This is a genomic window from Mesorhizobium neociceri (assembly GCF_013520985.1).
GTDB classification, from domain to species: Bacteria; Pseudomonadota; Alphaproteobacteria; order Rhizobiales; family Rhizobiaceae; genus Mesorhizobium; species Mesorhizobium neociceri.
Genome location: NZ_JACDTY010000004.1, coordinates 301,564 through 315,108, shown reverse-complemented (window position 1 = coordinate 315,108; position 13,545 = coordinate 301,564). Strand labels below are relative to the sequence as shown.

9 protein-coding genes are annotated in these 13,545 nt (G+C 64.1%); 3 read left to right on the top strand and 6 right to left on the bottom strand.

Annotation, left to right across the window (positions count from 1 at the left end; all coding sequences use genetic code 11):
• Nucleotides 1–35 precede the first annotated feature (35 nt).
• From H0241_RS11695 to H0241_RS11675, 5 genes are all read right to left on the bottom strand, one after another.
• Entirely contained in the window at nucleotides 36–1,136 is a 1,101-nt protein-coding gene (locus tag H0241_RS11695) for a DNA topoisomerase IB (RefSeq protein ID WP_181057559.1), read from the bottom strand.
• Nucleotides 1,137–1,234: 98 nt separating this feature from the next.
• Nucleotides 1,235–2,119 (bottom strand): transglutaminase family protein, encoded by an 885-nt coding sequence (locus H0241_RS11690; protein WP_181057558.1) that lies wholly within the window; start codon nucleotides 2,117–2,119, stop codon nucleotides 1,235–1,237.
• Between the two features lie 50 nt (nucleotides 2,120–2,169).
• Entirely contained in the window at nucleotides 2,170–4,581 is a 2,412-nt protein-coding gene (locus tag H0241_RS11685) for a circularly permuted type 2 ATP-grasp protein (RefSeq protein WP_181057557.1), read from the bottom strand.
• 6 nt (nucleotides 4,582–4,587) lie between these two features.
• Complete coding sequence (locus H0241_RS11680) at nucleotides 4,588–7,947, bottom strand: transglutaminase family protein (protein ID WP_181057556.1); 3,360 nt, start codon at nucleotides 7,945–7,947, stop codon at nucleotides 4,588–4,590.
• A gap of 375 nt (nucleotides 7,948–8,322) precedes the next feature.
• A complete protein-coding gene (locus H0241_RS11675; protein ID WP_181057555.1) occupies nucleotides 8,323–9,519 on the bottom strand; it encodes an acyl-CoA dehydrogenase in 1,197 nt (398 codons plus the stop codon).
• A gap of 108 nt (nucleotides 9,520–9,627) precedes the next feature.
• Between H0241_RS11675 and H0241_RS11670 the strand changes: the two genes are divergently transcribed.
• From H0241_RS11670 to H0241_RS11660, 3 genes are read left to right on the top strand one after another with little or no spacing between them, the layout of a single operon-like run.
• Complete coding sequence (locus tag H0241_RS11670) at nucleotides 9,628–10,524, top strand: LysR family transcriptional regulator (RefSeq protein ID WP_181057554.1); 897 nt, start codon at nucleotides 9,628–9,630, stop codon at nucleotides 10,522–10,524.
• Between the two features lie 54 nt (nucleotides 10,525–10,578).
• Entirely contained in the window at nucleotides 10,579–10,833 is a 255-nt protein-coding gene (locus H0241_RS11665) for a type II toxin-antitoxin system ParD family antitoxin (protein ID WP_181057553.1), read from the top strand.
• 3 nt (nucleotides 10,834–10,836) lie between these two features.
• Complete coding sequence (locus H0241_RS11660; protein ID WP_181057552.1) at nucleotides 10,837–11,148, top strand: type II toxin-antitoxin system RelE/ParE family toxin; 312 nt, start codon at nucleotides 10,837–10,839, stop codon at nucleotides 11,146–11,148.
• 40 nt (nucleotides 11,149–11,188) lie between these two features.
• On the opposite strand, the gene H0241_RS11655 is transcribed toward H0241_RS11660, so the two are convergent.
• The gene (locus H0241_RS11655; RefSeq protein WP_181057551.1) at nucleotides 11,189–13,510 is read right to left on the bottom strand and encodes a Tex family protein; all 2,322 of its coding nucleotides are present in this window, start codon (nucleotides 13,508–13,510) and stop codon (nucleotides 11,189–11,191) included.
• Nucleotides 13,511–13,545: the final 35 nt, after the last annotated feature.

Sequence of the window (13,545 nt, the reverse complement as noted above, 5' to 3'; positions counted from 1 at the left end):
CGACATGGCGTCGACAAAAAAGTTAGGGCAATTTTTCAAGCTTCGCTGGCCTTCAGCCACCGCAGCACCAGCGCCTCTTCGTCGTCGAGACCGTCTATCGATCGCTTGCGCTTGTTGGCCTCGGTTATTTCGCTGAGCAGCCGTCCTTGCGACCACGCTTCGAACACCTGCGGATGGATATAGCATTTGCGGCAGACGGCACGCGTGTTGCCCAACCGCTGTGCCACCTTGTCGATGACGGTGTTCGTCACCCGCTTCACTCCGGCCTGGCTCTCGGGAAGCTCCGTCTGCGCAAACAGCGAGGCGGCATGGATGGTGCCACCCCAGGTGCGGAAGTGCTTGGAGCTGAAGTCTTCTCCGACGGCGTCGCGTATATAGCGATTGACGTCGTCGGAACGCACCGGATGCCTCGCCCCGTCCTCGTCCAAATATTGGAACAGCTTTTGCCCCGGAATATCCTGCGCGCCGCGCACGACCCGGGCGATGCGGCGGTCGACCAGCTTCAATTTCCATTCCTTGCCGGACTTGCCCTTGAAGGCAAAGCGCAGGCTCGATCCCTTGATGTCGACGTGGCGGTCGCGCAGCGTGGTCAGCCCGAAACTCTTGTTGTCGCGGGCATAGGCGGCATTGCCGACCCGGATCATCGTGTTGTCGAGCAGCCAGACGATTGCCGCCACGACGCGCTCTGCCGGCAGGCCGTGGCGACGCAGATCGGCATCGATGCTGCGGCGCAATTCCGGCAGGCTTTCGGCAAAGGCGACAAGGCTCGAATATTTGGCGCCGTCGCGCTCCGCCGCCCACAGCGGATGGTAGCGATACTGCTTGCGCCCGCGCTGGTCGCGTCCGGTCGCCTGGATATGGCCGGTGGGATCGGGCGAAATCCACACATCCGTCCAGGCCGGCGGTATCGCCAGCGCCTTGATGCGGGCGATGGCTGCCGCACTGAGGGTCTGCCCCTTCGCGCCTTTGTACGAAAATCCCTCGCCCGCCTTCAGGCGGCGGATACCGGGCTCACTGTCGCTGACATAGGTGAGCGAGGCCTGATCGGCAGACGTCTGCGCGCCGTTTTTCGGTGCCCCATTGTCTCCCTGCCCGGCAGCCGATCGGCCGGATGGCGCTCCGGATCTGTCCAGCATGCCCCCTCCACGAGATTTTGCTCAGAGATAAGCACCGGAATGGCCGCTGGTTCCGTCACGCCATCAGAATCGCGTCAGGCCCACAGGCTTCGAGGCCGTCAGGCCTTTTCGAGGGCGACCGGAATGACATCGACCGCCTGGTCGCCGACCTGTCCGCCGGTGGTTTTCAGCACTCCGACGATCGGCGCCACGTCGGAATAGTCACGGCCATAGCCAACGGTGATGTGGTCGTTGCTCGCCCGCATGCCGTTGGTCGGGTCGAATTCCTGCCAGCCGGCATCGCGCCCGCACCACACCTTGACCCATGCATGCATGGCGTCGGCGCCTTCGAGCCGCGGCTTTCCTTTCGGCGGAATGGTGCGTAGGAAGCCGCTGACATAACCGGCGGGGATGCCCAGCCCGCGCAGGCCGGCGATCATGATGTGGGAGAAATCCTGGCACACGCCCCGCTTCAAACGGAAGGCGTCGGTGGCCTTGGTATGAACGGTGGTCGCCTCACCATCATAAGTGAAGTCGCGGTGGATGCGGTTGCACAGATCGATGGCCGTGCCAACCGTCGAGCCGCTGGCGCTGCCGCGTGCATAGGCGGTGATCGCCGCATCGATGCCGACATGATCGCTGGCCGTGAGAAAGTGATGCGGGGCGTCAGGCGCCAGTGACCGCACCGCGCCGAGTTCTTCCCTCAGGCGTTGCAAGTCGGGCGACACGTCGAGCCCAGGCTCAGGCCGCGACACCGACACGCGCGCGCTCATTCTGATGTCGAGCCCGTCATGGACATCGCGAAAGGCGATCGCGGTGACATTATTGCCGAAGAAATCGGCAAAATCCGTGCGCTCCGACGGGGTCGGCACAAACGAAAGCGAGGCGGCGACGACGCGTTGCACGCCGGCAATAGTCTGCGGCAACACACGCACCTGATGTCGGCTGCCACCGGCCGCGGCGTCATAATCGTAGCTGAGATGAAGCCTGATATCGTACAGCATGCCCTACTTTTCTAGTTTTGGCGCAGGCTCTTCTCGCAAAACCGCGCTGCTTAGCCGAAATACGCTTTGGCGAGGCTGTTGTAGAGGTTGCCGATTTCAGTGGCGAGATCGTCCAGCACCTCCGCCGACATCTCCGATGGCTCCATGACGGCAATGGCCGTGTTGAGCTGCAGGATTTCCTTGGCCGCCACCGACATATGTCCCTCCGGGCCAACCGAGGGCAACAGCCCGATCTCCGCCTTCAGCCGCTCGAGCTGGAACAGGATCGAGCGCGGGTTGAGCGGGTCGAGCGCCAGGAGGTCGATCACCGTGCGTCGCCCGGCCCGCACCGGATACTGCCGGCGGTGGGTCATGACGCTGTCGCCGATCTCCAGCATCATGTCGAGCGAACCATCCGTCGCGCCGGAGCGGGTGAGACGGGCAAGCGTGCGGGCGATCTGGATGCCGCGTTCGATGCGCCGGCCGATCTCGAGGAAACGCCAGCCGGTGAAACGGTACATGTTCTCGTGCAGCAGGCCGGAAAAGCCGGCGAGCTTGCGCAGCATCACCGTCATCGCCCTCGTCGCATCGTCGCCCGGCGCCACTGTCGTTGCGAATTGGTGGATGGTCTTCGACAGGTCTTTCAGCGCCAGCCAGCCATCGGGCGAAAACCGGTCTCTGATCTGCCCGGCGCTGTAGACGGCGCTGTCCAGCGTACCGATCAATGCAGGCGGAATGGCCGCTTCGAGGTCGATGCCGAACGGTTCGAGATAGTCCCTGACATCGGCGAGCAGCGGCATGTCCGGATCGGACGTTTCGGCCAGCCGCACATGATAGGCGCGCAGGATGCGCACCGTGTCTTCCGAGCGCTCGATGTAGCGGCCGAGCCAGGTCAGGTTTTCCGCCGCACGGCTGGGCAGGCTGCCCGGCATGGTGCGGGCAAAACTGTCATGCTCCTGCGGCAGCAGCGTCTCGCGCTCGACCGGCCGGTCGCTGACCACCCAGACGTCGGCCGCCTGGCCACCGCGCTGCATGGCGATGGCCGTCGGGTCGAGCGACAGGCCGACGCGGGCGAAACCACCCGGCATCACAGTCCAGCCCTCCGACGTGCGCGCCAGATAGACGCGCAGGCTCGCCGGCCGTGGCTCCAGCCAGCCGCCGACATAGACCGGTGTCGTCGACAGCGTCACCGCTTCTTGGCCAACGAAACCGCCGCTGTCGCTCTCGATGCGCGCAATCAGCGCGGCACGTTCGTCAGCCGTAAGTGCCGAACCGAGTCTTGTCTGGTCGTCGTCTTCGAAGGCAAGCCGCGTCGATAGCGCCGGGCCGACCACCATGCGGTCGAGATTGGCGAGCACATGCCGGCGTTCGCTGTCCTGCCCGCACCACCAGGTGGCAACGCTTGGCAACAAAAGCTCTTCGCCGCGCAATTCGCGCGAAATTTTTGGCAGGAAGGCGAGCAGCGCCCGCGTTTCCATTAGGCCCGAACCCAGCGCGTTGACCGTCGAAACGGCGCCTTGGCGGATCGCCTCGACCAGCCCCGGCGTGCCGATCTGCGAGTCTGGTCTAAGTTCCAGCGGATCGGCGAAGGCGGCATCGAGCCGCCGCCACAGCATGCTGATCGGCATCAGACCGGAAACCGTGCGCACCATCAGTTTGCCACCGGAGACGGTCAGGTCCTCGCCCTCGAGCAGCATGATGCCGAGATAGCGGGCGATATAGGCATGCTCGTAATAGGTCTCGTTGAGCGGCCCCGGCGTCAGGATGGCGACGCGGCCATCGTTTTCCTTGGCCATGCCGATGAGCGCGTCGCGAAAGCGGCGGAAGAAGCCGGCGAGACGGTGGACATGCATCTCGCCATAGATGTCGGACAAGGCGCGTGTCGTGGCGACGCGGTTTTCCAGCGCGAAGCCGGCGCCCGACGGCGCCTGTGTACGGTCGCCCAGCACCCACCAGCTTCCGTCTGGCCCACGGCCGAGTTCGAAGGCGCAAAAATGCAGAAAATGGCCACTCGCCGGCACGGTGCCGACAACAGGTCGCAAATATTCCGGGCTCGCCGCAATCAATCCCGCCGGCAGGATGCCCTTCTCAATCAGCCGGTTCGGCCCGTAAATGTCAGCGACTATCTCCTCGAACAGATCGGCGCGCTGGATGAGGCCGGCGCTGATCTCAGCCCATTCCTTGTCTTCGATCAGCAGCGGAACATGCGCCAGCGGCCATTCGCGCTCATTCGCGCCGGCCTTGTCGTAGACGCGGTAATAGACGCCGGCATCACGGAGATACTGGTCGGCGCGGGCGAAGCGCTGGCCGAGCTTTTCGGGGCCAAGCTCTTCCAGCGCATCGATGAAGTTCTTCCATACCGGGCGCGGATTGCCTGCCGCATCGACCATCTCGTCGACGACGCCGTCAATCGGCTGGTAGTGCTCCAGCAGACTGTGCCTCAGCGGGTTGCCGCGTATCTTTTTCTGATTCCCCTTTGCCATCGCTGATCAGAGTCTTGATGGCCGCCTGAGGTCAAGGGTCATCGGGAAGTCTTCAGAGGCTTCTTCGTTGCGCAGCACATAGGCCGACGGGGTGTGGCCGCGCGGCTCGAAGCGGGCAAGCCGCCGCGCCTCGGCCTCGTTGCCGTTGACCGGGAAGGTATCGTAGCTGCGCCCGCCGGGATGCGCGACATGGTAGACGCAGCCGCCAACCGCCCGACCCGACCAGCGGTCGTAGATGTCGAAGACCAGCGGCGTGTTGACCGGCAGCGCCGGATGCAGGCCCGACGCCGGCTGCCAGGCCTTGAAGCGCACGCCCGCCACCGCGACCTCCCTGTTGTCGGTCACCTTCATCGGCACGACGCGGCCGTTGCAGACGATGGCATGACGCTCCGGATTGAGGCCTTCGGTCCTGACCTGCAGCCGTTCGACCGAGGAATCGACGAAGCGCACGGTGCCGCCAATGGCGCCCTGTTCGCCCATGACATGCCAAGGCTCCAGCGCCTGCCGCAGTTCCAGCTTGATGCCGGCATGCTGGACTTCGCCGCAGAACGGAAAACGGAACTCGAGCTGGGCGTCGAACCATTCCGGGCGGAACTCGAAACCGTTGAGCTTGAGGTCGTCGAGCACGTCGAGAAAATCCGCCCAGACATAATGCGGCAGCATGAAACGGTCATGCAGCGAGGTGCCCCAGCGTACGAAGCGGCCGTCGAGCGGGCTCTTCCACGCGCGGGCAATGATGGCGCGCACCAGAAGCTGCTGCGCCAGCGACATGCGCGCATTCGGCGGCATTTCGAAGCCGCGGAACTCGACCAGGCCGAGCCGGCCGGTCGGCCCATCCGGCGAGAACAATTTGTCGATGCAGATTTCCGAGCGATGCGTGTTGCCGGTGACGTCGGTGAGGAGATTGCGGAACAACCGGTCGACCAGCCACGGCAGTGGTGCATTGCCCTGGTCCGGATGCGGCACCTGCGCCATCGCGATCTCAAGTTCGTAAAGCGAGTCATGCCGCGCCTCGTCGAAGCGCGGCGCCTGGCTGGTCGGGCCGATGAACAGGCCGGAAAACAGATAGGACAGTGACGGGCGCCGCTGCCATTGCAGCACCAGGCTCTTCAATAGATCGGGCCGGCGCAGGAACGGGCTGTCATTAGGCGTCGCGCCGCCAACGACGACATGGTTGCCACCGCCGGTGCCGGTGTGGCGGCCATCGATCATGAACTTGTCGGCGCCAAGCCGTGTCTGCCGCGCTTCCTCGTAGATCGCCGTGGTCGTCGCCACGCAGTCCTGCCAGTTGGCGGCCGGATGGATGTTGACCTCGATGACACCGGGATCGGGCGCGACGCGAATGACGTTGAGGCGCGGATCGTGCGGCGGGCCATAGCCTTCGATGTGCACAGGAAGACCTATCGCCTTGGCCGCGTTTTCGGCTGCCGCGACCAGTTCGAGATAGTCTTCCAGCGCCTCGACCGGCGGCATGAACACGCAAAGGCGCCCGTCGCGCGGCTCGACCGAAAGTGCTGTGCGCACCGCGCCGCCGATCTCGGTGATCTCCTGCTCGACCCGGTCCTGCTGACCGGTCGTCGCGGTGAAAGAAATCGCCTGCTGGCGGCGCGCCATTTCGTCGGCGCCTTCCAGTTCAGCCGGAGCGGCGGAAGGCAAGATCGCCTCTCGCGCCGGCAGCCCGCCGCGTGGCAGCGACGGATCGACCGGTACGATATAGGGGAACTGCGCCGGCGGCACATAGGGCAGCGTACCCAGCGGCAGGCGATAGCCGACCGGCGAATCGCCCGGCACCAGGAACAGTCGGCCGCGCCGCGTCTTCCACTTTTCCGAGCGCCAGCGCGGATCAGAAGCCTGGCTGTTCCAGCGCTGCACCGGCAGCACGTAACCCGACGGCTTGGTCAGCCCGCGCTCAAACACTTTCGCCATGCGGCTGCGCTCTTCCGGGTCCTCCAGCTTAGAGTTGGAAGGATCGACATTGTCGGGCAGCTTGCCTTCCTTGAGCAGCCATTCGGCCGGGTCTTCATAGGCTTCGCTGACCATCGCCTTGTCGATGCCGAGCTCGCCGGCGATTGCCGTCAGCAGGCTTTCGGCCTGCTGCGGTCCAACCTTCGCATCGCTCTTTTCGCGTGCGATCAGCGACGGATCGCTCCACACCGGCTGGCCGTCGGTGCGCCAATAGAGCGAGAAGGTCCAACGCGGCAGGCTCTCGCCTGGATACCATTTGCCCTGGCCGTAATGGAGAAACCCGCCCGGCGCGAAACGTTCGCGCAGCTTTCTGATCAGTGCATCGGCCTTTTCGCGCTTGGTCGGGCCGACGGCGGCGGTGTTCCATTCGGCCGACTCGAAATCGTCGATGGAGACAAAGGTCGGCTCGCCGCCCATGGTCAGCCTGACGTCGCCGTCTGTCAGCGCGGCATCGACCTTGTTGCCGAGTGCATCCAGCGCCTGCCAGCTTTCATCCGAGAACGGCTTGGTGATGCGCGGATGTTCGGCGAGGCGGTCGACCCGCATGTCGAAGCCGAACTCGACATTGGCGAAGCTCGCCATGCCGGAGATCGGCGCGGCGTTGCGGAAATGCGGCGTTGCCGCCAGCGGCACATGGCTTTCGCCGGTGAGCAGGCCCGAGGTCGGATCGAAGCCGATCCAGCCGGCGCCCGGCAGATAGACCTCGCACCAGGCATGCAGGTCGGTGAAGTCGACGGCCGTCCCGGCCGGACCATCGAGCGCCACCAGATCGGGCTTCAACTGGATCAGGTAGCCGGAGACGAAGCGTGCGGCGATGCCGAGGTTGCGCAGAATCTGCACCAGCAGCCAGCTCGAATCCCGGCAAGAGCCCTTTTTCGCGGCCAGCGTTTCCTCCGGCGAGAACACGCCGGTTTCCATGCGCACGATATAGGCGATCTCGCGCTGCAGCCGCGCATTGAGGTCGACAACGAAATTGACGGTGTTGGTGGCGCTACGGTCGATCGTTGCGAGGAAGGCCGACAGCAGCGGCCCCGCCGGCTCCGGCGTGCGGTAGATGGTGAGATCGTCCCTGATCTCTTCGGGATACTCGAACGGGAACGTCTCGGCCGACGGCTCGACGAAGAAATCGAACGGATTGTAGACCGTCATGTCGGCGACGAGGTCGACCTCGATCTTCAATTCGGTCACCGGCTCCGGAAAGACGAAGCGGGCAAGGAAATTGCCGTAGGGGTCCTGCTGCAGATTGACGAAGTGGTTTGCCGGCCCGATCTTCAGCGAATGGCTGAGCACCTTGGTGCGGGAATGCGGCGCCGGCTGCAGCCTGATGACCTGGGGGCCGAGAACCACGGGCCGGTCATATTTGTAATGGGTCAGGTGATAGACGGCTGCCAGAATTGCCATGGGGCCCCGGAGATCGGCGTTTAACTCGTCGAACCCTGACACATCTGCTGGGCATTCTCCAAGCACAGATGTTGCGGTGCACCTAATTTAAGCAGCTAAGGAACGAGCAATCGCGCTTGGCGACCGGTCATCGCCGTGCCTGCCTTAGGCGTCGGGGATTGGCGAAGGCCTTTCGCGCCTTCGTCATCCTGGGGCGGAGCAAGGAGCGAAGCGACGCGGCGCAGACCCCAGGATCCATGCCGTTACGCTTGCCGAAGCTCGCAGCGGAGCAGAACGCTCTGCCGAACCCTGCCCTGAATATTCTTCACCGTGGCGGCGCCTTGACGTCGCGGCATGGATCCTCGGGTCAAGCCCGAGGATGACGAACCGTAGGGCTCAGAAAAACGCCTGGATGCCCGTCAGGGCCCTTCCCAAAATCAGCGCATGCACGTCATGCGTGCCTTCATAGGTGTTGACGGTCTCGAGATTCTGCGCGTGGCGCATGACGTGGTAGCCGATCTGGATGCCGTTGCCGCCATGCATGTCGCGGGCCTGGCGGGCGATGTCGAGCGCCTTGCCGCAATTGTTGCGCTTGACTATGGAGATCATCTCCGGGGCCATCTTGCCTTCGTCCATCAGCCGCCCGACGCGCAGCGAGCCCTGCAAGCCCAGCGCGATCTCGGTCTGCATGTCGGCGAGCTTCTTCTGGAACAGCTGCGTGCCGGCCAGCGGCTTGCCGAACTGCTTGCGGTCGAGGCCGTATTGCCGCGCCCGGTGCCAGCAATCCTCGGCCGCGCCCATCGCGCCCCAGGAAATGCCGTAGCGCGCCCGGTTGAGGCAGCCGAACGGACCGCCGAGGCCCTTGGCGTTGGGCAGCAGCGCGTCTTCGCCGACTTCGACGCCTTCCATCACCACCTCACCGGTGATCGACGCGCGTAGCGACAGCTTGCCGCCGATCTTCGGCGCCGACAGCCCCTTCATGCCCTTTTCCAGCACAAAGCCGCGGATCTCGTCCTTGCCGTTCTCGCCCTTCAACTTCGCCCAGACGACGAACACATCGGCGATCGGCGCGTTGGAGATCCACATTTTCGAGCCGGAGATCTTGTACCCGTCCGCCGTCTTCTCGGCCCGCGTCTTCATCCCGCCCGGATCGGAGCCGGCGTCCGGCTCGGTGAGGCCGAAGCAGCCGATCCACTCGCCGGAGGCGAGCTTCGGCAGGTACTTTTTGCGCTGCGCTTCCGAGCCATAGGCATGGATCGGATACATCACCAGCGACGATTGGACCGACATCATCGAGCGATAGCCTGAGTCGACGCGCTCGACTTCCCGCGCCACCAGCCCGTAAGTCACGTAATTGGCGCCGAGCCCGCCATATTCCTCAGGGATGGTGATGCCGAGCAGACCGGCCTCGCCCATCTCGCGAAAGATGCCGGCATCGGTCTTTTCCTCGAGATAGGCTTCTTCAATCCGCGGCGCGAGTTTATCGGCGGCGAAAGCGGCGGCACCGTCGCGCACCATGCGCTCGTCCTCGGAGAGCTGGTTCTCGATCAGGAAAGGGTCTTCCCAGACGAACGCGTTCTTATCGGCGGCCATGGCTCTCGGTCTCTCCCAGCAAAATATTGATTGCCGGGCTTATCGGCCTCCATCCCGAGAAAATCAAACGAAATTGCATAACCGATCAATGAGCTGTAGTAATGGATCATGAACGTCCAGCGCCGCCTTTTGCCAAGCACCAGCGCCCTTGCCGCCTTCGAAGCGGTGGCTCGTCTCGGCTCTTTCACCGCCGCTGCGCAGGAACTCGACCTGACCCAGGGCGCCATCAGCCGGCAAATCGGCCTTCTGGAAGAGCAGTTCGGCCGCCGGCTGTTCGAGCGCGACAGCCGCAATGTCCGGCTGTCGACGGCGGGCGAAATCTATGCCGAAGCGGTGCGCGCGGCACTTGGCCAGTTGCGCGACGCAGCACTCGGATTGATGAGCAATCGGCATAGCGGCATCCTCAACCTCGCCATACTGCCGACCTTCGGCACGCGCTGGCTGATGCCGCTGATCCCGGATTTCGTCTCGAAGAACCCCGACATCACCATCAACTTTGTCACCCGCATCGGCCGTTTCGATTTCGCCCGCGAACGGCTCGACGCCGCCATTCATCACGGCCTGCCCGACTGGCCGGACGCCGACTCCACGCTTCTGATGCGCGAAACCGTGATGCCGGTAGTTTCACCCGAATTCCTCGCCAGCCGCCATATCGCAACGGCAGCAGACATCAGCCGCCTGCCGCTGCTGCACATGGCGACGCGTCCCGGCGCCTGGAGCGAATGGTTCGAGGAACAGGGTCTGAGCGCGCCGACCGGGCCGGGCATGCAGTTCGAGCAATTCGGCACCGTCGCCCAGGCCTGCATGGCGGGGCTTGGCGTCGCGCTCCTGCCGCAGGTTCTCATATCCGGCGAATTGCAGCGCGGTCAGCTCGTTCCGGCCCCCGGCCAGCCGATGCAAAGCCGCAGCGCCTACTACCTCGTCGTGCCGCACGACAAGCGCGGCCATCCACCGGTCGCCAGTTTTCGCGACTGGCTGCTGGGCCAGGTTCCCAACCAGATTTAACTTGGCAGGTTTATCAAAAATTGATAATTTTGGATAAATCGAAAGGAAAATGTCATGCCTGCAAGTTACAGCATCGGCCCCCGTTATGAGACATTGGTGCGCGAGTTGGTCGAGAGTGGCCGCTATGCCAGCGCCAGTGAAGTGGTGCGCGATAGCCTGCGCCTACTGGAAGAACGCGAAGAGCAGCGCGAGGCAAAGCTGGCGGCGTTGCGAGAGGATATCCGCAAAGGCGTGGAAAGCGGTCCGGGCATTCCAGCCGACCAGGTGTTCGAGCGGCTGGAAGCAAAATACAGCGGCGGAAAGCCGTGACCAATGGCGGTCATATTTGCGCCAGCGGCTGCGCAGGATGTTGAAGAGATCGGCGACTACATCCACGCCGAAAATCCAGCCGCGGCTCGACGCTTCATCATTGCGCTCAGGGAGCGATGTGGCCGGATTGCAGATGCGCCACGTGGCGGTGTTCCTCGTCCAACCCTTAGGCCTGGCCTGCGCTCCATCGCATTTCAGCGCTATGTCATATTTTACACCGCCGAGGGCGATGAAGTGCGTATCGAGCGTATTTTGCATGGCGCTCGCGACATTATGGCAATTCTCGAGGGAGAGGGTCCGCTCAATGATCCTTGAACCCTTTGAAGCGAACTGCTTACGGTCTGCAGTAGAATAGCTACTTCCGCTTCAGCGCATCGGCCAACGCAGCGCCGAACGCGCCTTGCTGAGCCGGCCGTTCCGGCTGACGCTGCAGCGCCGGCGAACGCGGCGCAGGCCTGCCGCCGCCATTGTCGCGTGGCCCTTTCGATGCACCGCCCTCGCCGCCATCCTTGCGCATCGACAGTGCAATGCGTTTGCGTTTGATGTCGACATCGACGACCCGCACCTTCACGACATCGCCGGCCTTGACCACCTCATGCGCGTCCTTGATGAAACGGTCGGCCAGTTGCGAGACATGCACCAGCCCGTCCTGGTGGACGCCGATATCGACGAAGGCGCCGAAGGCGGCGACGTTGGTCACCGTACCTTCCAGCTGCATACCGGGCTTCAGATCCTTGATGTCGTCGACACCGTCGGCGAAGGTCGCGGTCTTGAAGCCGGGCCGAGGGTCGCGGCCGGGCTTTTCCAGTTCGGCAATGATGTCGCGCACCGTCGGCAGGCCAAAACGCTCATCGACGAAGATGCGTGGGTCGAGCGCCTTGAGAGCGGCGCTGTCGCCCATCAGCGAGCGCAGATCACGGCCGCAGGCGGCGACGATCTTCTTGGCCACGCCATAGGCTTCCGGATGCACCGACGAGGCGTCGAGCGGCTCACTGCCATTGGCAATGCGCAGGAAGCCGGCGGATTGTTCGAACGCGCGCGGTCCGAGTCGCGCTACTTTGAGCAGCTCCTTGCGGCTGGCGAACGGCCCGGTCGCATCGCGATGGGCGACGATGGCATCGGCCAGCGATGCGCCAAGGCCGGACACGCGTGCCAAGAGAGGCGCAGACGCCGTGTTAAGGTCGACGCCGACGGCGTTGACCGCGTCCTCCACCACCGCTTCCAGCGAGCGGCCGAGCCGGTACTGGTCGACATCGTGCTGGTACTGGCCGACGCCGATCGACTTCGGCTCGATCTTGACCAGTTCGGCGAGCGGATCCTGCAGGCGCCTGGCGATCGACACAGCACCGCGAAGCGACACGTCGAGGCCGGGAAACTCAGCAGCCGCCGTCGCCGAGGCCGAATAGACTGAAGCGCCGGCTTCGCTGACGATCACCTTGAGCGGCTTTGGCCCGCCTTCCGCCGGCATGTCGGACAGCATGTCTGCGACCAGCTTCTCGGTCTCGCGGCTGCCGGTGCCGTTGCCAATCGAGATCAACTCGACCTTGTGCAGGCGGATGAGCCTGGCCAGTTCCGCCTGTGTGCCGCGCACATCGTTCTTCGGCGGAAATGGATAAACTGTCGTCGTTGTCAGCACCTTGCCGGTGCCGTTGACCACCGCGACCTTGACGCCGGTGCGGATGCCGGGATCGAGCCCCATCGTGGCGCGCGATCCGGCAGGTGCCGCCAGCAGCAAATCCTTGAGATTGCGGGCAAAGACGTGGATTGCCTCTTCCTCCGCCCGTTCGCGCAGGTCGCGCATCAAATCGAGCGTCAAATGCAGCGACAGTTTTATGCGCCAGGTCCAGCCGGCGACGTCCATCAGCCAGCGGTCGCCCGGTAGGCTGCCGCCGATGGCATAGGCATTGGCGATCATCCGCTCGACCGGCTTTACCGGCGAGGCATCGTCGGCATCGACCTCGATGTCGAGCGACAGCACCTCTTCGTTGCGGCCGCGCAGCATGGCCAGCGCACGGTGGCTCGGCACATTGGCCCAGCGCTCGACATGGTCGAAATAGTCGGAGAACTTTGCGCCAACTTCCTGCTTGCCGTCGACCATGCGGGCACGCATGAAAGCGCGCTCCTTCATGTAGGTCCGCAATTTGCCAACCAGATCGGCATTTTCCGCAAACTGCTCCGACAGGATGTCGCGCGCGCCCTCCAGAGCGGCCTTGGCGTCCGCCACTTCCTCAGTCACATAGGCCAGTGCCAGCTCAGCCGGCACCAACGAACGGTTGGCGAGGATCGCCTCCGCCAGTGGCCCCAACCCGCGCTCCCGGGCGATCTCCGCCTTGGTGCGGCGCTTGGGCTTGTAGGGCAGATAAATGTCTTCCAGCTCGGCCTTGGTGATGGCGGCGACGATCTTGCCTTCAAGCTCCTCGGTCAGCTTGCCTTGCTCGCGGATGGAGCCAAGAATGGTATCACGGCGCGCATCGAGCTCGCGCAGATAACCCAGCCGCTCGGCAAGGTCGCGCAATTGCGTGTCGTCGAGCCCGCCGGTGACCTCCTTGCGGTAGCGCGCCACAAACGGCACCGTGGCGCCCTCGTCGAGCAGCCCGATGGCCGCCGCCGCCTGTTCCGGCCGCGCGCCGATCTCGGCCGCGATGATTGCTGCGATGCGCTTGCTGTCCGATGCCATGCTGGTCCTTGTCGCAAAAGAGCGGCGACCATAGG